The following is an 18,618-nucleotide window of genomic DNA, read 5'->3' as shown; positions in this document are numbered from 1 at the left end:
GACCGTAAGCTTACAACAGCCGCATGACGCATGCCAGCCACTCGCCCCACCCTCCCGCAGATTGGCACGAAAACGCCTATGACCTGGCCCGGGGGCTGGCCGCCTATTCCGGCAGCAGGCTCGTGGATGGCATCGCCCGGGTCATCGCGAAGCATCCGGAAGCGAATATCGCCAACGCCTTCAACCATAAACAGGTCGGCTGCAAGATCTGGGCCCGAGACAAGCTCCTTGAACGCGCCGGTGCATCATACCGCCGGATCGTCGTGCTCGGCGGCTGGTACGGAATTTTGCCGGCCATGCTGCTCGAGGACCCGCGCTTCGATATCGAGGCGGCCGACAGCTACGACATCGACCCCGCGGTGGAGCCGGTCGCACGGACGCTGAACGCCGCCTTCGGCGACAGGTTTCACGCAATGACGGCGGACATGTATGCGCTCGACTATCGCAACCTGAATGCGGACCTCGTGATCAACACGAGTTGCGAACATATCGCCGACCTCGGAAATTGGCTCAGCCTCGTCCCGGGTGGCACCCGCGTCCTCTTGCAGTCGAACAACTATTTCAGCGAGCCGACGCATATAAGCTGCGTCTCGTCGCTCGAGGAATTCCGTATGCAGGCAGGTCTCGCGCGTATCGACTTCGCGGGCGCGCTGCCCATGAAGAAGTACACCCGCTTCATGCTGATCGGGGTGGTGTGAGAGCGAGCCTCAAAGTTGAAGGAAACCGCTGTCAGCTTGCTCACCTGCGCTTCAACACGAGGCGCTGTTGCAGGATTCTCGCCGTGCCCGCCGCTCCGTCGAGCTCGAGCGGCGGTATTTCCGGCTTCGGCCGCGCAAGCATCGCTTCGATCTTGCCGGCTAGAAGCTCGGGCGTGATCCCCTCCTCCGGCAGAACGCCAGCCAGGCCGAGCTTCTCCAGCCTCACCGCACGCGTGCTCTGTTCGGTTTCCCCGCCTGCGGTAAACGGGATGAGCAGGGAAGCGCAGCCGGCGCGGAGAACGTCGCAGACGGTGTTGTAACCGGCCTGCGAGACGGAGAGACGTGCCCCAGCAAGCAGGCTTGCGAAATCCTGGCGGAAGCGGAAGAGGCCAACGCCGTTTCGCGCCGCAGTCGTGAATGCGTCGAAATCCACCTCGGGCAGGTTGGGGCCGGTCACCAGACACCAGCGAAGCGTTGCCGGCAGGAGCTTCGTCGCCTCGAGCGCGGCTCCGATCAGCTCCCTGCCGACGGCTCCCCCGCCGGCGGAGACGACGATATCGAATATCTCGGTCGGTTCGGCCGGCGGAGGCGGGGCAACAAGGCCGGTGTAGGCCACCTTGCCTTCCACCTCGGCCGCGAGAGGAAAGGTCTCCTCGAGTCGCGCAAAGCTCGGGTCGCCGTGGACGAGCACGAGGTCGAAATGGTTCTTGACGAGGTCTACCGTTTCCTCGGCGCGTCCCGGCTTCGTCCGCTCCTGGAGAATGTCTCGCAGCGAAGTCGCCACCATCGGGCGCCGCTCCATGGCTGCGACGGCATCGAGTAAAGGCAAGAGCTCGAAGCGCATCTGACGGCGCCCGAACGGGAAGGCCTCGATTATGACGACATCCGGATCGGTGCGATGAAGCGCCTCAATCAGCAGGTTCGTGCGGTGTTCCTCGAAGGCCTTCGTGACCGGATTGCCGTCGCTGTCGACGAGCCCCGAAAAGCCCTTGTCCCCGGCCGTGACCGGCGGCAAGCCGACGGCCGTCACGCCCTCTCCCGGAAATCCCGGCACCGGTGTGCCGCCTGTGACCATCGTGACCTCGAAATCGTCCTCTACGAGAGCCTTCGCGATCCGGCTCGCACGCGCCAGATGGCCGATGCCGAGAAGATGCTGCACATAGAAAAAAACGCGATGTCGGCTCAAGGGGCCCGGCTCCATTCGCTTTCGAAGAGCCCGCTCAACTGGCAGACGCTCGAATGGTGATCGAACTCGGCGCGCACGCGCTGTTCCGCCGCGGCGCCAAGGCGCCGGCGCATTTCCGGATCGCGGATCAGCCGCTCGAGCGCTAACGCGAATGCGCGCGGGTCCTCCGACGGCACCACGAGGCCGTTTTGACCGTCGTCGAGCAGTTCCGGAACCCCGGCGACCGCCGTCGAGACGCATACGAGCCGCTGGCTCGATGCCTCGACCAGGACGTTCGGCAGCCCGTCGCGATCACCATTGGCCGCAACCCGGCACGCCAGCGCAAAGATGTCGGCTTCGCGGTAGTGCGCCAGTACGTCCTTCTGATCGAGCGCGCCGCGCCAGCGAATGCGATCCGCAAGGCCGAGCCTGCCGGCAAGCGCCTGGAGTTCGGCTGTAAGCTCTCCCGCGCCGATATGCTCAAAGCGCCACTTGAGATCGGCAGGAAGTGACGAAAGCGCCTTGAGAAGGACGTCATACCCCTTCTTGGCGACGGCGCGCCCGACGCTGACGATGCGAACCGGGTCGATCGGGTCGGAGCCGTCCCGGGCCGAATGGCTGCCCTCGAAAGACGGAAATCGGTCGAGATCGAGACCGTGATAGCTCAGATGGACGCGGGACTTTTCGCGCGTGAGGCTCCGCAGGTGGTCGTAGCCGTTCCGCGTGCAGGTGACGGTCCAGCGGGCGCGCCCGAGCTTTTCCGAAAGCTCCCAATCCGGAGACGTCCAGATGTCCTTCGCATGGGCCGAACACGTCCACGGAATGCCGGCGATGATGCTGGCATAGGCAGTCACCGAGGCGGGTGTGTGGATGAAATGCGCATGCAGCCAATCGGCGCCTTCCGGCCATTCGGCAACGAGCACCAGCGCCTGGCCGAGACGACGGAAGCGGTTGCGCGTCCTGTCCCGGCGAAGGTCCCGAAGGAATTGTCGGAGTGCCGGCCAGAAACCCGGTTTCGCCACCGTTCGGAAGAGCGCACGACAGACCCGCCAGGGCTCCTCGTGCAGATATTCCGGAAGGTAGTGGACAGCCGCGCGGATCTCATCATGGACGGGGTGACGCTTGCCGTCGGTAGGCCGGCGCAGGGCCACCAGGACGAGGTCGTGTCCCGCCTTCTCAAGTCCAAGCAGTTCCTGCGCAATGAACGTCTCCGAAAGACGCGGATAGCCTTTCAGGACAACGGCAATCTTCTTGTGTGGCGCCACGGGAGTTCAGCTTGTCTTTACGATGCTCAAGTGTTCTTTCGATCTGTGATCGAGCCAGTCTCCGACGACCTCGGATATGTGGACGAGGCCCTCGAGCCTCAGTCCATTGGCGTTGCGCGACGGCGGCGCGCGTTGCGGCAGCGCCTTCAGGGCCGCGGCGAGACGCAACGGATCCTCCGCTTCCTGCGGCAGCAGCATCTCGACGAGACCGAGAGCCGAGGCTCGCTGGGCGCGGATCAATTGCTCCTCGCGTGGCTGGAGGCGCGGCACGATCAGGGCCGGCTTGTCGAAGGAGAGTATCTCGCAATAGGTGTTGTAGCCGCCCATCGAGACGACGCCCTTCGCGCCGGCGATCAACTCTTCCATCCGATTGTCGAATTCGATCATCTTGATGAAGGGGATGCGTCCGCCCTTCTTGATCAACTTGTTCCGTTGCTTGACCGGCATATAGGGACCAAGCACCACCAGCGCCTGATGGGTGAGTTCGGGATCCTGCTGGTAGGCATGGATCACGTCATGGACAAGATCCGCACCATCGCCGCCGCCGCCCGTCGTGACGAGGATGTAGTCGCCTTCCGGCCGATGGCTCGGCGCGCCATCGTGCGGGATGCCCCTTTGCAGGAAACCGACGAAGTTCATGCGCTCGCGAACGGCCGTCGGCACATCCAACCCCACCAGCGGATCGTAGAAATCCGGCGGTCCATAAACCCAGATTGAATCGTAGAACTGCTCGATCTTGCGCATCGTGTCGCGGCGCTTCCACTCCACCTCGAGCAGATGCGGCGCATCCATGATGTCCCTCAAGCCCAGCACCAATCTGGTCCCGTGCGTCTTCAGATAGGTGAGCGTGTCTTCCACCTCGCCGCGCAGTCCCATCGGCTCCTTGTCGACGATGAAGATATCCGGTTTGAAGGTTTCCGCCGTCGAACGGATTATCGACTGCCGCATCTTCAGCGTTTCATGCAGGTCGATGTGCCGGTCGAGAGATGTGTACTCGCCGTTCCTGAGCTTGATGACGCTCGGGATCTTCACGAAGTCGACGCGGGCGCGATAGTCGAAGGCGCCGGCGATGGTCGCGCCGGAAATGATCAGGATCTGCAGTCCGCTGTAGTCTTCGACCAGCGCATGAGCGATCGCGCGGCAACGTCTCAAGTGACCGAGGCCGAAGGTATCGTGACTGTACATGAGGATCCGGGCATCCTCGAAACGCCGTGTCATACGAAGACCCTTTCGCTCTTCAATAGAAGTATCGAGCCTGCTGCAGCGCCCGCTTGCGATCGGACGGCGCGATACCGGGCTATTTGTAGGGATCGGCGGCGTCGCGCAACCCATCTCCCAGGAAGTTGAACGCCAATATCACAAGAATGACCGGTATGGTGGGAAAAAGCAGCCATGGGTAGAATGCGATAACGCTGACGCTCTTCGCCTCGGTGAGCAGGATGCCCCAGCTCGTTATCGGAGGACGAAGCCCGAGGCCGAGGAAGCTCAGCGCGGTCTCGCCAAGTATCATGCCGGGGATGGAGATCGTTGCCGTCGCAATGAGGTGGGACATGAAACCGGGAACGAGATGCCGCGCAATGATACGGCTGCCTCTTGCCCCCATCAACTGGGCGGCGAGAACATAATCCTCTTCCCTGAGGGCCAGCAGCTTGGAACGGACCGCACGTGCGAGGCCCGTCCAGTCGAGAAGCCCGAGGATCACGGTGATGCCGAGATAGATAAGGATCGGGCTCCATGTCGCCGGCATGATCGCCGCAAGCGAAAGCCAGAGCGGAATGCTCGGGATCGACTGAAGAACCTCGATCACCCGCTGAACGACAAGATCGAAGACGCCACCGTGGTAGCCGGCAAGCCCGCCGATGACGATGCCGAGAACGAAGCTGACGGTGATGCCGAGAAGCCCGATCGTCAGCGAGATCCGTGCTCCGTAGATGATGCGCGACAGCACGTCGCGGCCGAGCCTGTCCGTGCCCAGCAGAAAGAGCTGGCCGCCTTCCGCGGGGCAGACCAGATGCAGGTTGCTTTCGAAGAGCCCCCAGAAACGATAGCTGTCGCCGCGACAGAGGAAGCGGATCGGTTCGATGTCCGCCGGATTGTCCGCGTAGTTTCGCTTCAGCGTTTCCATGTCCAGCGTCATCGTCCGGCCGTAGACGAAGGGGCCGACGAAAGAGCCTTCATGGAAGAAATGGACGCGCTGCGGCGGCGCGTAGATAAAATCGACATTGCGCGTGTGAAGGTTGTAGGGCGCCAGGAACTCGCAGAAGAGGATCATGACGTAGAGCGCCGCCAGGAAGATGCCGGATACCAGCGCCACCTTGTGCCGCTTGAACTTCCACCACATCAGCCGGAGTTGCGACGCCTGGTTCACCCGCACCTGCTCTTCGGTCATTACCTCGACAGAATAAGGATCGAACGGTGCGGTCGAAACGTAATGCGGCAGAGGCTCGCCGGGCGCCGGAATCGGGGACGTCACTTTGTGCTCCTGCCTTGCAGACGGATACGGGGATCGAGAACGGCAAGCGCGAGATCGGAGATCAAGACGCCGATTACGGTAAGAAACGCGAGGAACATCAGGAACGACCCGGCGAGATACATGTCCTGGCTCTGCAGCGCCTTGATCAGCATCGGCCCCGTGGTTTCGAGCGAAAGCACGATGGCCGTGATTTCCGCGCCGGAGATGATCGCCGGCAGGATCGAGCCTATGTCGGAAATGAAGAAATTGAGAGCCATGCGCAGAGGGTATTTGACGAGCGTGCGCGAAGGCGAGAGCCCCTTGGCCCGGGCTGTCACCACATATTGCTTCTGAAGCTCGTCGAGCAGGTTGGCTCTCAGCCGCCGGATCATGCCGGCCGTGCCCGCCGCACCGATGATGATGACGGGAATCCAGAGATGTTCGAGGATCGACTTCGCCTTTTCCCAGCTCATCGGCTCTGAGAGATATTTCTGGTCCATCAAATGGCCGATCGAGGTCCCGAACCAGGTATTGGCGAAATACATGAGGATCAGCGCCAGCATGAAGTTCGGGATGGCGATGCCGATGAGGCCGACCAGGGACAGGCCGTAGTCGCCCCAGCTATATTGGTGCGTGGCGGCATAGATGCCGATCGGAAAGGCGATGATCCAGGTGAACATGATCGTGAAGAAGGAGACCAGGACCGTCAGCCACAGTCGGTCTCCGACGACCTCGCTCACCGGCAATTCGTATTCGAAGGAATAGCCGAAGTCGCCCTGCAGCATGCCGCCGACCCAGTACAGGTAGCGCAGCAGCGGCGGCTGGTCGAAGCCGTACTGTTGGCGCAGAGCCTCGATCTGCTCCATGTTGACGCCTTCGCCCTGCGCCCTGATCTCCGCAATGTAGCTTTCGAAATAGTCGCCCGGCGGCAGTTCGATGATGGTGAAGACGAGCGCCGAGATAATGAGGAGCGTCGGGACCATGACCGCGATACGCCAAAGGATGTAGCGCAGCATGTCAGTTGCCCTCTTGCAGCCAGAAGGTATCGGGCTTGTAGACGCCGAAGTAGCTCGTCGGGTCGAAGCCATAGAGCCCCTTTTCGGGGAAATTGCGCAGCCTCGTCGTGACGACGATCGGCTGCAGCGAGCCGTTGACGAGGCCGATCGAGAAGACCTGATCCGTATAGATCGACAGCATCTGCCGCCAGATGTCCGCCCGCTCTGCATCGTCCGATGAAAGTCTCCAGCGTTTGAGTAAGTCGAGAAGCTCGACCACTGGCGGCAGGTCGGGCGCCTCTCCCATTTCACCGTGCGAAATATAGTTCAGGCCCCAAACCGGCCATTGCAGTTGATCATCGGCCGTGGGGGCGAGCTGCCCCGGATTCATGCTCGCAGTCGGCACGCCGTTGTCGATGCCGAACCACATCGACATGATGATCTCTCCTCCGACCGCGCGGCTGCGGAAAGTGTCGCGCTGGGAGGTGCGGATGAAGAGCGAGATCCCGACCTTCTGCCAATAGTCGGTTACGAGCTGCAGCACGTCCGTGTCGAGCGTGCTTTCCCCCGGCGTTTCCACCACGATCTGGGCCTTGCGACCATCGGGAAGGATGCGGATGCCGTCGCTGCCGCGTTTGGCGAGCCCCGCCGCGTCGAGCAGGGCGTTCGCCTGCTCCGGATCATGGGCGATCCAGGCACTGGCGAACTCGGGCCGGAAGAGCGGACTGTCCGGCAGGACCGTATCGGCACTCTCTTTCGTTAGGCCGTAGAAGACCGCCATGTTGATCTCGCGCCGGTCGATCGCAAGCGACAGCGCCCGGCGGACCCGCACGTCCCTCAGAAGCGGGCGCCATACCGGATCGGCGCAGTTGAGGTTCGGAAGCAGCGCGAGACGCGAACCCGACGTCTTCTTCCAGAGCTTGACCTTCACCGGATAGCGCTTCTCGGCATCCTTCAGATAGGTGTAGTCGACGAAATCTATTCCCTGCGCCTGCAGGTCGCTCTCACCCGTGCCGGTCTTCGCGGGAATGAGCGCGGACGAGCTGACACTCAGCACGAAGCGGTCGATATAAGGCAGTTGCATGCCGTTTTCGTCGACGCGATGGAAATAGGGATTGCGCTCGAAGACGAACTGTTCGGCCGGCAGCGGCGTGGTGTTGCGCCATGGATCGAGTGTCGGCAGGTCGGGGTTCTCCGGCCGGTACGAACGCGCCATGCGCATATGGAGCTGGCTCCACTTCTTGAGCCGCTCAGCCTTCAGGATCGCCTTGAGCTTGTCCTCTTCCTGGTACTTCTTGTGGAACTGCTTGAGGTAGGCGGACGGCATGGCAACGACGAGAGGCTGCGGCGCCGCGAGCTTCTGCAGAAAATCCGGATTGGGCTTCGACCAGGAATAGCGCAGTGTACGCTCGTCGATGATCTCGAACTTCGCCGCCTCGCCGTCGATGACCATCGCTGTCGGCAGGCCTGCCGGCGACAGGTCCTCGTTAAGCAGCACATCCTCGAAACAGTAGCGGAAATCCTCGGCCGTCAGCGGCGTCCCGTCCGACCACTTGTGCCCCTCACGCAGATGGAAGGTGAAGATGCGATCCTCGACCGTCTCGTAGCTCTCGAGGACGTCCGGGTGGAGGTTGAGGTCCTCGTCATAGCCGACCAGCCGGGCATAGCCGTAGATGGTCATCAGACGAATGTCCTTGGCGCTGCCGATGATACTGCGGATCGTACCGCCATGTCGGCCGGGCTCGCGCCCCATCCCCGCGACATTGATCACGCGTGGTGTCTTCGGCAGCCGCTCGGCGAGCGGCGGAAGCTTGCCTTCCTGAACGAGCGGCGCGAGCGCGTCGAGCTCGCCCGGTGCAGCAAGCAGGACCTTCGGGAATGCCGTGGATGCAAGGATGGCAAGCGCTGTTCTTCGGGTGATCATGGGCGTAGCTCCCTCGCATCCACCGATTTGCGGGCGAGGACATAATGGCCGCCGCCGAGATCGGCGGGAAAAAGCGCATTCTCCTCTCCGCCGTCCGAAAATTGCACGCCCCAGCGCTGTTGGTCCGATCCTCCGCTCGCCTGAAGCGAATCGAAATCGAGCTTCCGGTCGAGATCGGGGTAGGGAATGGCCGCCAGCAGCGACTTCGTGTAGGGATGGACCGGATTGCGCATCAGCACTTCGCGCGGCGCCAGCTCGACGATCCGCCCGGCGCACATGACGGCGATGCGATCGGCCATGTAGTCCACGACCGCAAGGTTGTGCGAGATGAAAAACGTCGTCAGGCCGAGTTCCTTCTGCAAATCCTTGAGCAGGTTGAGGATCTGGGCCTGCACCGAAACGTCGAGCGCCGAAACGGGCTCGTCGCAGATCAGAAGCTGCGGCACGAGCGCGAGCGCTCGTGCGATGCCGATGCGCTGTCTCTGACCGCCGGAAAAACTGTGCGGGTAACGGTTGATGAAGCGCTGGTCGAGGCCAACCGCCTGCAGGAGCGAGCGAACGGTCTCGACGCGCGACTTCGGCGTGCCGCGCCCGTGAATTTCGAGCGGCTCGCTGAGAATGTTCTTGACCGTCATCCGCGGCGAAAGCGACGAGACCGGATCCTGGAACACCATCTGGATCTTTGCGCGCAGCGCCTTGAGCTCCGACCCATCGAGTTTCAGGACGTCGAGCGCCCCTTCTCCATCGTCGAAAGTGATGGACCCGGTGTCCGGCGTCACCGCCCGCATCAGGATCTTGCTCACCGTCGTCTTGCCGGAGCCGCTTTCGCCGACAAGCCCCAGGCATTCACCGCGACGGATATCGAAGCTGACATTGTCAACCGCGCGATGACTCGACGCGGCGCCGGTGCCGAACCAGCCCGAGCTGCGCGTCGCAAATGTCTTCGATACATTGCGCACGGACACGAGGACATCCGGCCCGGAGACCCTTCTGGCCTCCGGTCTGCCGAGGAGCGTGCCGGCCTTGACCGGCACCTCGCGAAGCGCCTTCAGCCGCTCGCCGGGCTTCATATCGAAATGCGGCACCGCCGCCATCAGCCCTTTGAGATAGGGGTGTTGGGGATTGCGGAAGATCGCATCGACCGGCCCGGCCTCGACGATATCGCCGTGATAGATGACGACGACCTCGTCCGCCATGTTGGCGACGACGCCGAGGTCATGCGTAATCAACAGGATGGCCATGTTGAGTTTGGACTGGAGCTCCCGCAAGAGCTGCAGGATTTGTGCCTGGACCGTCACGTCGAGGGCGGTGGTCGGCTCGTCGGCGATAAGCAGCGCAGGCCGACAGATGAGCGCCATCGCGATCATGGCGCGCTGGCGCATGCCGCCGGAGAGTTCGAAGGGGTACATGTCGTAGGCCCGCCTCGGATCGGAAAATCCGACATAACCCAGGAGCTGTTCCGTCCTCGCCCGCCGCTCGGACCCGTCCGCGTCGGTGTGGATCGCGAGCACTTCGGAAATCTGGTTTCCGATCGTGTGGAGCGGCGACAGTGACGTCATCGGCTCCTGGAAGATCTTGCTTATGCGTGCGCCGCGGATCGCCTGAATCTCACGTCCATCCGTCTCCAGCGAGAGCAGGTCGACCGGTTTCGCTCCGGCCGCCGGATCATTGAACAGCACCCGACCGCCGACCCTCGCCACGCTCGGCAGGATTCCCATGATCGCTTGGCTGATCGCCGACTTCCCGGATCCGGACTCGCCCACGAGCGCAGTCACTTTCCCCGGCAAGATCCTGAAATTCGCTCCGCGAACGGCTTCCACTTCGCCGCCGAGCACCGAGAATGTGATCCGCAGACCCTCAACCCGTAGCAGGTCCGCTCCTGACGTCATCGCAACACGCTTCCCTCATTACCCCTCCTGCACAATTCCCAATCCGGAGCCGCCATGGGCAAAATCATGCAGTAATTTCAAGCGTACAGCGACACTCGCACATTCCAATGAACGCATGACCCGCTGTAGCGTCCGCCACCACAAAAACACTAGCGTAGCTTCAACGGGCTGTCCAGCGTACCGCCGGAGAGCGTGGGAAGACGACGGGGAGCGTCGGTGCCGCCTTACGAGAAGGGGCAAGCGCCGTTCGTCAGAACGTCCTCACAGCGCGGCGAGCGACGGAACTCGTCGTAATAGAGCGTCCAGTCGGTAATATCGGCCGCACGATAGGGACCGAATTTGAAATACTGGTTTTCGCCAAGCCCCTTGTCCGCATGGCCTATGTGCCCTTTGACGGTGATGATCGGCTGGCCATTGGCAAAGAGCTCGATGCGGCCCGAACCGCCAGGGCCGGGCTTGGTGAAGACGACGAAATCAATCCAGCCGGATTTCGGATCGGGCAAGGGATTGCCGTGATTGGTGACGGTCACCCCGTTCGTACACGAGTTGAACAGCCGGCCGTCCTCGGCCTTCCAGTTGCCGTCTGTTGCCACGAGCATCCGCATCTGGTTGAGATCGGGCCGGAGCCAGACGGGCACTTCGCCGGCGCCGCAGCGCGCCGGAACGTTTGCCGGCCCGGTCGAAACGGGCGGCAGATAGTTGGTCTCCACGGTGGCGAAAAGCTTGCCGAAATTCATGCGCAATGCCAGAAAAGGGCTGAAATCGCCATCGGCCCCATGATCGATTTCGCGCTTCCACTGTGCAATGAGATAGCGGTGATCGCCGCTCGGAATCGGGTCGGCGAATTTGACTGAGAAGCCGTACCAAACGCCCTGGTCATAAGGCACGCGCAGCTCGGTCTTCTCCCAGATTTCCGCCCGCTCGCTGCAGCCGCCTTCGGTCGCGGGACATTTAGGGACGATACTAAGCTTCAGTCCGCCATTGCCCGTGCGCTTGACGTCGCTTTGGAACTCGTAGGTTCCCGCGCTCTGCTCGGAATTCTCGCGGTAATAAAGCCCGCCCTCGGGCGCGAAATCCTTGCCCTCGAAGCCGTCGACCAGTTTCCGCTCATGGGGCGGAAGTTCCAGGGATTCGGCACAAGCAACACCTGGCGCGGCAAGCACTGCCGCGAGCAGAACTATACGAAGCATCGACCCCTCATTGAAGCATCTTGTCAATCAAGCCGCGCGGCGCAGGCGGCCGCTTCTTGTTACGGTAGAGCAACATGACATGCTCCGCCTCGGAAAGTCCATCCTCCGTCGCGTCGTAGGCCCGCTCCTGCTCTATTGCCGCAAGAGCGGTGTCCCGAGGGTAAAGAACGGTGAATTTCTGGCGGATACCGCGTAGTTTCTCCTGTCCGAGCGTCTGCCAGTCGCCGCCGCAGTAATTGACGAAGGCTTCGCTCGCGACGACGCTATGCGCATATTTCTTCGTCAAGTTCTGCAGCCGTTGCACCTCGTTTACCGCCGAGCCGAAGACCGAGAAGGTCAGCCGGTCGCGAAGCCCGACATTGCCGAACATGACATTGCCGACATGGAGCCCGATACCGTAGCCGATCGCGTCGCGGCCCTGCTGCCTGCGTTCGGCATTGAGCGCGGCCATGCGCGCGGTCGCAGCACTCACGGCAGCGAAGGCCTCGCGGCTCGCCATCTCCGAGGGCTCCTTGTGGCGGCCGCAGGGATAGACGGCGATGAAGCCGTCTCCGACGAAGCTCAGGATCTGGCCGCCGTTCCGGTTGAACGGCGTGGCAATCGCATCGAAGAAGCCGTTCAAGGATTCGATATAGGCCTGGCGCCCTTCCTTTTCGGCAAGCACGGTGGACTGGCGCATGTCCGCCATGACGAGAACCGCGCGGACCGTTTCGCCGTCACCGCGCCGAACTTGGCCGCTCATCACGCGCCGCCCCGCATTGGCGCCAAGATAGGTCGTCAACATGTTGTCGGCGAGCTTGCCGAGCACGGCAACCTTCGCGGCTATCGCCAAGTGGTTCTGAAGCCTCAGCAGAGCGGCGATCACATCGTCACTGAAGCCGCCGTGGCGGTCCGTCGTCCAGGAGCCGACCATGCCGTGTTCGGATTCGGCCCCGAGCGGCTGCATGAAGGCGATGTAGTCGGTCGCGCCCTGCTCCTTCAGTTCGTCGATGATCGGAAATTCCGACGGCTCGGCCGGATCGATCCGCCGTCTCACATGGTCGAGATTGTTGCTGAGCAGATAGTAATAGGGGCTGCGCAGGAACCGTTCGGGGTTGAGCGCCAGTTCCTCGTGACGCAGTCCGCTCACCTCGACGCCCTTGCCGCGCCACCAGGTAAAGCCGAGCGCATCGTAAAGCGGATGGAGCATGGAGAAGGACAGATGAACGCGCATGAGCGGCAGACCGGCTGCGGCCAGCCGCTCGCAGAAGCCGCGCACGATCGTCTCCAACGATTCGTCGCTGAGCGAGGTCCGCATGAGCCAGTCCGCGACCTTATCCAGGAGGATTTCAGAAACGTTCTCGTTGATCGGGCCCATGCCATGTCCTCATTGTCGCGGTGACGGTTGCCGCCAACGCACCGTCCCGCGGAACCGGCGATCAAGATCGCCCGATCCGCGGCAGCGCTCGACTATGGCACCCGTCGGTAAAGAAGGTTCCTGCCGCCTCCCGCGGCCGTTAGCCCAGCGAACGGATCGCCGCGCTATGTTCATGCAGATATTCACCGCCAGGCGCTTTTTCCAGAGAGGCGAGCGAATTTTGATTTCCGCCGGATCGTACACGCAACCCCCTGGCGCGTTGCACCCTCAAATTGCCAGGGCCGTGACAGCAATTTTCGTTGAAGAGGGCGCGGCTTGACTTGGCTCTCCTTTCTCGCCAACAAAAACGGGATAATCGGCGTCGGCATCGCCGGAACCGGCCCTCCACGAGAATTGGAAGCAACCATTGACCTCCCCTCTTTACGACAGGCTCGTCGAATCGATCTCCGCCCGCACCGCGCGCGTCGGCGTCATCGGACTGGGTTATGTGGGCTTGCCGCTTGCCATTGCGGTCGCGCGCTCGGGCTTCCCGGTAACGGGCTTCGACATCGATCCTGCGAAGATCGTCGCGCTCGACGCCCGCCGCTCCTATGTCGAGGCGGTCTCGGACGAGGCGCTCGAGCGCGAGGTCGCCGGCGGACGCCTCCGCTCGACAACCGATTTCTCCGAACTCGCGCTTTGCGACGTGATCGTCATCTGCGTGCCCACGCCGCTCACCAAGCATCGCGATCCGGACCTTTCCTTTGTCGAAAACACGTCGCGCTCGATCGCCGCCTGCCTGCGCCGAGGCCAGCTTGTCGTGCTGGAATCGACCACCTATCCCGGCACGACCGATGGTATCGTGCGTTCGATCCTGGAGGAGACGGGCCTCAAGTCGGGAACCGACTTCTTCATCGGCTTCTCGCCGGAGCGCGAAGACCCGGGCAACCGCGCCTTCGAGACGGTGAGCATCCCGAAGGTGGTGGCCGGCGATGGCCCGCTTGCGGCCGCCTTGATGGAGCGGTTCTACGCCGCCGTCGTCAAGACCGTCGTCCCGGTTTCCTCGAACGCCACCGCCGAGGCGGTGAAGCTCACCGAGAACATCTTCCGTGCCGTCAACATCGCACTCGTCAACGAACTCAAGGTCGTCTACGAGGCGATGGGCATCGACATCTGGGAAGTGATCGAGGCCGCAAAGACGAAGCCCTTCGGCTATATGCCCTTCTATCCTGGGCCTGGGCTCGGCGGACATTGCATTCCCATCGACCCCTTCTATCTCACCTGGAAATCGCGAGAATACGAACTGCCGACGCGGTTCATCGAACTTGCCGGCGAAATCAATTCGGCGATGCCGCGCCACGTGGTCACGCGGCTCGCCGAAGCGCTCGACCGGCGGCAAGGAAAAGCTCTCAGCCGCTCGCATGTTCTGGTCATCGGGCTCGCCTATAAGAAGAACGTGCCCGACATCCGCGAGAGCCCCTCGCTGAGATTGATAGAACTCATCGAGGAGCGCGGCGGCAAAGCCGACTTCTACGATCCGCATGTGGAGGAAATACCCTCGACCCGGGAACATATGGGGCTCAAGGGCCGTCGGTCGATCGATTTCGACGAGGAAACGATCCGCCGCTTCGACGCGGTGCTTGTCGCAACCGATCATGACGCCGTCGACTATGCCTTGCTGTTGGACTGGGCGCCGCTGATCGTCGATACGCGCAACGTCTTTGCGCGTATCGGGCTGACGGCCGAACACATCGTCAAGGCGTGATCGCCGGGCGAGTGTCCGCACGTTCGCGGCCTGCGCCGGAGAGGGCCGCCTTGAGGTTTCTTGCCGCCATCGCGTAACCTCCGGCCGCACCGTCGATGAAATGCATGTGGTCGCGGCTCATCGGTGAGGGAACGATGCAGGTCATCAGCGCCGAATCCTGCCGGTGCAGCCCATAGCGAGATATACCCGCCGCCACCCCCTGCTTCAGCCGCTCTTCGATCAGGCGCAACCGATCGATGCTGACGTCGATGGTCATCTTCAGCCCGTCGTCGAACTTGCGGAAATCGGAGTTATTGGCGAGGTCATGCGCGTATCGCTTGACATCGAAGGGCCCGAAATTGATCCCGAGCCTGAAGCAGAGAAACAACAAAAAGCTCTGCACGGCGATAAACGGCCACGCCAGAATGCGCCGGCCCCTCGGCGCGACGGCGCGCGATTCGATGGTTACGCCCTGGATCGAAAGGCGCGGTTCGGGCCCCTCCTCCGGAACCGGATGGCCGCCCCGTTCCTCGCCTTCGGCCAGCGCCACGATGTCGCCGATCAGCTTCTGGAATTCGGGACCGTTGCCGCGCTCGCCCGGCACCGCGATGATCGACACGATCGTTCCGTGACGCGCCACGATCGGGTTCCAGCGGCAGGAGAGCCCAGTAAGATCAGGCCTCGTCCCGGGAGGAGCGGCCTCGATCTGATAGCGCCCCGCCTTCATTTCCGCTTCCGCCCAGCTCGCACCACCGCCGGAGAACATCGCATAGGACACTTCCTCGCTCGCCTTGAAACGTGCGACGCGCATGTCGAGCCCATGCGCGCGAACGTCGGCAACCGGAACGAGTGCCGCACGCAGCTCGAGGCCGAGCTCTTCGGCCACCCAGGTCTTGGCGGCGGCCAGCACGTCCCTCGCCTTTGCGGCCAGCGCCGCCGGCACCGCAGCGAGCGCCCCGTCTCCGCCGAAGACGAAAGGCAGGTTTCGCTCGTCGAGCCCGTTCATGAGCGCCGAGATGACGCTCGCACCGGCCATGTTGACGCTCTTGTATCGCCCCTCCGCGATCGCTCCCGTCGAATTGACGATGTCGGCGACGGCAAGCGACCAGCCGTCGGGCAACGGCCTGTAATTGGCCTCGTCAGCCACGCCTTCGAACGCCTCGAAAAGAGGAAGCCTCTCGTAGAACTCTATGTCCGCTGGCTGCGCCATGGGTGCTTCGCCCCTTTGCCGTGACTACTGCATGTTTCCTTAAATCGTACCCGATTTAAGGACAAAAACATGCAACCATTCAAAGTGCTACAGCGTCCTTTGTGCGTCTGAAAAGACGCACGGCGCTGTAGGTGCCGAGCATAGCGCGGGACGAGGAAACGTGTGCACGGTTTTCCGCCCCGCATTCTCCACTAACTTACGAGAATCGATCCGTTCATGATTTAGAGGAGTTCGAGCGAAAAAGCGCGTCCCGCTTTTGCGTCACGCTATGGCCCGCGGATAAGAGCATCAAACGTGAAAACAAATTTTCATCAGGGACGTTGTACCCCAGGAAACAGGCGATCCACTGGGGCCGGATGCTAATTGCATTTGCAGGACCATCATGATCTGTGCTTGTCTAGGCCTTGCGCGCAAGGCAAAGGTGCCAAGGCGGGCAGTACGAAGCCGAAACAGGAATGCAGGAAAACACCTTTCGAGTGCGGTTCTGGGGAGTAAGGGGCAGTTTGCCGGTATCCGGCGAGCAATTCCTGCGCTATGGCGGCAATACACCATGCATCGAGGTTCGCTGCGGCAGTGAGGTGCTGCTCTTCGACGCCGGTTCCGGATTGCGCGAAGCCGGACTTGCCCTGAAGTCCGAGGGCATCTCGAACTTCGACGTCTTCTTCACCCATAGCCATTACGACCACATCATTGGGCTGCCCTATTTCAAGCCGATCTATTCCTGCAGCCACGCGGTCCGTTTCTGGTCCGGCCACCTTAATGGGACGATGTCCACTCAGGAAATGATCACCGAGTTCATGCGTCCGCCATGGTTTCCGGTTGGTCCGACAATCTGTGAGGCGAGCCTCGACTGCCTCGACTTCCGCCCCGGCGACGTCCTTTCGCCCCGCAAGGGCGTTTCCATCCGCACGATGAGTCTCGTTCACCCCGGCGGCTGCGTCGGCTACCGTGTCGACTGGGGCGGGCGAGCCGTCGCCCTCATCTATGACACGGAGCATGAGCCCGGCATTCTCGATCCCGCACTCCTCGCGTTCATCGAGGGCGCAGATCTCATGGTTTATGATTGCACCTATCTGGAAAGTGAGATGCCGGCCTATCGCGGCTACGGACACTCGACCGGCATCCACGGATCGAAGCTGGCGAAGGCCGCAGGCATTCCGCGCCTCGCCATGTTCCACCACGACCCCTCGCGCACCGACGCAGCGCTCGCCGCGATGGAACAGGAGGTGCAGACCTTTTTCGCCGGCGCCTTCGCCGCCCGAGACCATCAGGTCATCGATCTATGAGATCTGAAAGCGAGTTCTCAGGGCTTTGCTTGAGTATCCGTAACTGCTGAAACGTCGGCGATCTTCGATTCACTTTTCGATCGGCTTCGCATGCTTTTGTGCCATTTTTCACCGGTCAGGGCGCAAACCGGGCGCAAAATCGGCAAGCGCCCGCCTTGCGGCCGAGAGGCGGCGATGAGGTGCGAAGATGCTCGAGAACGGCCTGGATCGACCGCGTACCTGAGGCCGTGTTCGATGCACCGGGAAGGTGGCCGTAATTGGCGGGATGGTCATGGACATGCTCTCCGCCGAGGAGGCCGGTGAACTCGTCGGTCAGTTCAACGGGAGTTCCCTATGGTGTGGACCTAAAGGCCTTACCGTGAGGCAACAGTCTGCATTCCCTACCGCTACGCGCAGTTTCATCCAGCAGGGTTCTTCAAAGGGTTGCGAGTGCGCGATTCGACACGGCGCCGACATAGAGCTGCCGAATGCGGAGCTTGTCTTCCAGAGCGATCACCACATCCTCGCTGAAGTCCACTCCGTGGATCGACGCGATCTCGGGGAAACCGCCAGGTGTGAAAACGTTCACTTCAAGCACGGTGTTGCCGACGATATCGAGCCCGACCAGGAACATGCCGTCCTCTATCAGCTTGGGGCGCAGCTTTTCCGCGATGGCCAAAACTTGCGGTGTGATGGTCGCCGGTTCAGCCGTGCCGCTCGCATGCAGATTCGAACGAACATCGCCCTTTGCCGGAACGCGCCGAAAGCCGGCATAGACGCCCTTGCGCTCCAGCGGCCGTCCGTTCATCAGGAACAGACGGATGTCACCGGCGGTGGCCTCCGGAAGATAATTCTGGGCAATAAGATAGCCGGCGCCGCTCGCTGCCTCGAAAATTTGATTGAGATTCGCCTCGCCCTTGGAGCGGATCTTGAAGACATTCCTGCCGCCTGATCCCTGCAACGGTTTCAATATGACGCCGTCCGGGTGATCCTCGATGAAGGCGCGGATCTCGTCGATGCTCCTGGAGATCAGCGTCGTCGGGCGGACGGTTTCGGGAAATCCCTGAAAATAAAGCTTGTTCTGTGCGAGCGCCAGGCCCTCGGGATCATTGACCACGATGACGCCCGCGGCCGCGGCCAGCCTCCCAAAATTGGTTCCAGCATAAACTGCCCACGGACGGCTTTCTGCATCCTCGGACGGGTCGTTCCTAAGAAAGAGCACCTGAATTTCCCGTATGTCGATCGTCATGACCTTCGCCTGTTCGCGCTTGAGGGCATTAAGCAATGTTTCAGGCTTTTTCGGCTTGGAACCATTCAATGTGGTCGCGCGGATCAGCAGGCTATTGTCTGGCCGGAGCACGAAATCGCCGGGTGTGACGTAACAGACCTCATGACCACGTCCGAGCGCCGCAAGCGCGAGTGACGTCGTCGTATAATACGACGTCTCGCCCTCAATGGAGTTGACAAGAAAGGCGATGCGCATGT

14 protein-coding genes are annotated in these 18,618 nt (G+C 61.9%); 3 read left to right on the top strand and 11 right to left on the bottom strand.

Going from position 1 to position 18,618, the window contains the following annotated elements:
- The first annotated feature begins 23 nt into the window (after window positions 1-23).
- Window positions 24-698, top strand: a complete 675-nt coding sequence (locus M728_RS19630) for a hypothetical protein (protein WP_026620435.1) — start codon at window positions 24-26, stop codon at window positions 696-698.
- Window positions 699-738: 40 nt separating this feature from the next.
- Here M728_RS19630 and M728_RS19625 read toward each other — a convergent pair whose 3' ends face one another.
- The 9 genes from M728_RS19625 to M728_RS19585 form a co-directional block, all read right to left on the bottom strand.
- Window positions 739-1,899 carry a glycosyltransferase family protein gene (locus M728_RS19625; RefSeq protein ID WP_026620436.1) on the bottom strand — a complete coding sequence of 387 codons (1,161 nt, stop codon included), beginning with the start codon at window positions 1,897-1,899 and terminating at the stop codon, window positions 739-741.
- Window positions 1,881-3,128: a glycosyltransferase family 4 protein gene (locus M728_RS19620; RefSeq protein ID WP_026620437.1), complete on the bottom strand. Its 1,248-nt coding sequence runs from the start codon at window positions 3,126-3,128 to the stop codon at window positions 1,881-1,883. Before M728_RS19620 ends, M728_RS19625 begins: the two co-directional genes overlap by 19 nt.
- 6 nt (window positions 3,129-3,134) lie before the next feature.
- On the bottom strand, window positions 3,135-4,346 hold the full coding sequence (locus tag M728_RS19615) for a glycosyltransferase family protein (RefSeq protein ID WP_026620438.1): 1,212 nt from the start codon (window positions 4,344-4,346) through the stop codon (window positions 3,135-3,137).
- Between the two features lie 79 nt (window positions 4,347-4,425).
- Window positions 4,426-5,601, bottom strand: a complete 1,176-nt coding sequence (locus tag M728_RS19610) for an ABC transporter permease (protein ID WP_026620439.1) — start codon at window positions 5,599-5,601, stop codon at window positions 4,426-4,428.
- The gene (locus M728_RS19605; protein ID WP_026614490.1) at window positions 5,598-6,596 is read right to left on the bottom strand and encodes an ABC transporter permease; all 999 of its coding nucleotides are present in this window, start codon (window positions 6,594-6,596) and stop codon (window positions 5,598-5,600) included. Before M728_RS19605 ends, M728_RS19610 begins: the two co-directional genes overlap by 4 nt.
- A 1-nt stretch (window position 6,597) precedes the next feature.
- Window positions 6,598-8,499, bottom strand: a complete 1,902-nt coding sequence (locus tag M728_RS19600) for an ABC transporter substrate-binding protein (protein ID WP_026620440.1) — start codon at window positions 8,497-8,499, stop codon at window positions 6,598-6,600.
- Entirely contained in the window at window positions 8,496-10,388 is a 1,893-nt protein-coding gene (locus tag M728_RS19595) for an ABC transporter ATP-binding protein (RefSeq protein ID WP_026620441.1), read from the bottom strand. Before M728_RS19595 ends, M728_RS19600 begins: the two co-directional genes overlap by 4 nt.
- Window positions 10,389-10,612: 224 nt before the next feature.
- Window positions 10,613-11,578 (bottom strand): polysaccharide lyase, encoded by a 966-nt coding sequence (locus tag M728_RS19590; protein WP_026620442.1) that lies wholly within the window; start codon window positions 11,576-11,578, stop codon window positions 10,613-10,615.
- A 7-nt stretch (window positions 11,579-11,585) separates the two neighbouring features.
- Entirely contained in the window at window positions 11,586-12,935 is a 1,350-nt protein-coding gene (locus M728_RS19585) for an adenylate/guanylate cyclase domain-containing protein (RefSeq protein WP_026620443.1), read from the bottom strand.
- Between the two features lie 406 nt (window positions 12,936-13,341).
- Between M728_RS19585 and M728_RS19580 the strand changes: the two genes are divergently transcribed.
- Window positions 13,342-14,679, top strand: coding sequence for a nucleotide sugar dehydrogenase (locus tag M728_RS19580; RefSeq protein ID WP_026620444.1), 1,338 nt, complete (start codon window positions 13,342-13,344; stop codon window positions 14,677-14,679).
- Here M728_RS19580 and M728_RS19575 read toward each other — a convergent pair.
- Complete coding sequence (locus M728_RS19575; protein WP_026620445.1) at window positions 14,669-15,868, bottom strand: DUF3095 domain-containing protein; 1,200 nt, start codon at window positions 15,866-15,868, stop codon at window positions 14,669-14,671. The genes M728_RS19580 and M728_RS19575 overlap by 11 nt on opposite strands.
- A 455-nt stretch (window positions 15,869-16,323) precedes the next feature.
- On the opposite strand from M728_RS19575, the gene M728_RS19570 reads away from it, so the two are divergent.
- The gene (locus tag M728_RS19570; RefSeq protein ID WP_026620446.1) at window positions 16,324-17,154 is read left to right on the top strand and encodes an MBL fold metallo-hydrolase; all 831 of its coding nucleotides are present in this window, start codon (window positions 16,324-16,326) and stop codon (window positions 17,152-17,154) included.
- A gap of 415 nt (window positions 17,155-17,569) precedes the next feature.
- Here M728_RS19570 and M728_RS19565 read toward each other — a convergent pair whose 3' ends face one another.
- Window positions 17,570-18,616 carry a glutathione synthase gene (locus M728_RS19565; RefSeq protein WP_026620447.1) on the bottom strand — a complete coding sequence of 349 codons (1,047 nt, stop codon included), beginning with the start codon at window positions 18,614-18,616 and terminating at the stop codon, window positions 17,570-17,572.
- Window positions 18,617-18,618 lie beyond the last annotated feature (2 nt).

It is taken from the genome of Ensifer sp. WSM1721, assembly GCF_000513895.2.
In the GTDB taxonomy this organism is placed as follows: domain Bacteria; phylum Pseudomonadota; class Alphaproteobacteria; order Rhizobiales; family Rhizobiaceae; genus Sinorhizobium.
Note: the sequence above shows the minus strand (reverse complement) of the source record. Positions and strands in the feature narration are given on the sequence as shown.

Coding starts and splice junctions, on each gene's coding strand:
- M728_RS19630 (WP_026620435.1), top strand. CDS start 24: ATGACGCATGCCAGCCACTCGCCCCACCCTCCCGCAGATTGGCACGAA.
- M728_RS19625 (WP_026620436.1), bottom strand. CDS start 1,899: ATGGAGCCGGGCCCCTTGAGCCGACATCGCGTTTTTTTCTATGTGCAG.
- M728_RS19615 (WP_026620438.1), bottom strand. CDS start 4,346: ATGACACGGCGTTTCGAGGATGCCCGGATCCTCATGTACAGTCACGAT.
- M728_RS19605 (WP_026614490.1), bottom strand. CDS start 6,596: ATGCTGCGCTACATCCTTTGGCGTATCGCGGTCATGGTCCCGACGCTC.
- M728_RS19600 (WP_026620440.1), bottom strand. CDS start 8,499: ATGATCACCCGAAGAACAGCGCTTGCCATCCTTGCATCCACGGCATTC.
- M728_RS19595 (WP_026620441.1), bottom strand. CDS start 10,388: ATGACGTCAGGAGCGGACCTGCTACGGGTTGAGGGTCTGCGGATCACA.
- M728_RS19590 (WP_026620442.1), bottom strand. CDS start 11,578: ATGCTTCGTATAGTTCTGCTCGCGGCAGTGCTTGCCGCGCCAGGTGTT.
- M728_RS19585 (WP_026620443.1), bottom strand. CDS start 12,935: ATGGGCCCGATCAACGAGAACGTTTCTGAAATCCTCCTGGATAAGGTC.
- M728_RS19575 (WP_026620445.1), bottom strand. CDS start 15,868: ATGGCGCAGCCAGCGGACATAGAGTTCTACGAGAGGCTTCCTCTTTTC.
- M728_RS19570 (WP_026620446.1), top strand. CDS start 16,324: ATGCAGGAAAACACCTTTCGAGTGCGGTTCTGGGGAGTAAGGGGCAGT.
- M728_RS19565 (WP_026620447.1), bottom strand. CDS start 18,616: ATGCGCATCGCCTTTCTTGTCAACTCCATTGAGGGCGAGACGTCGTAT.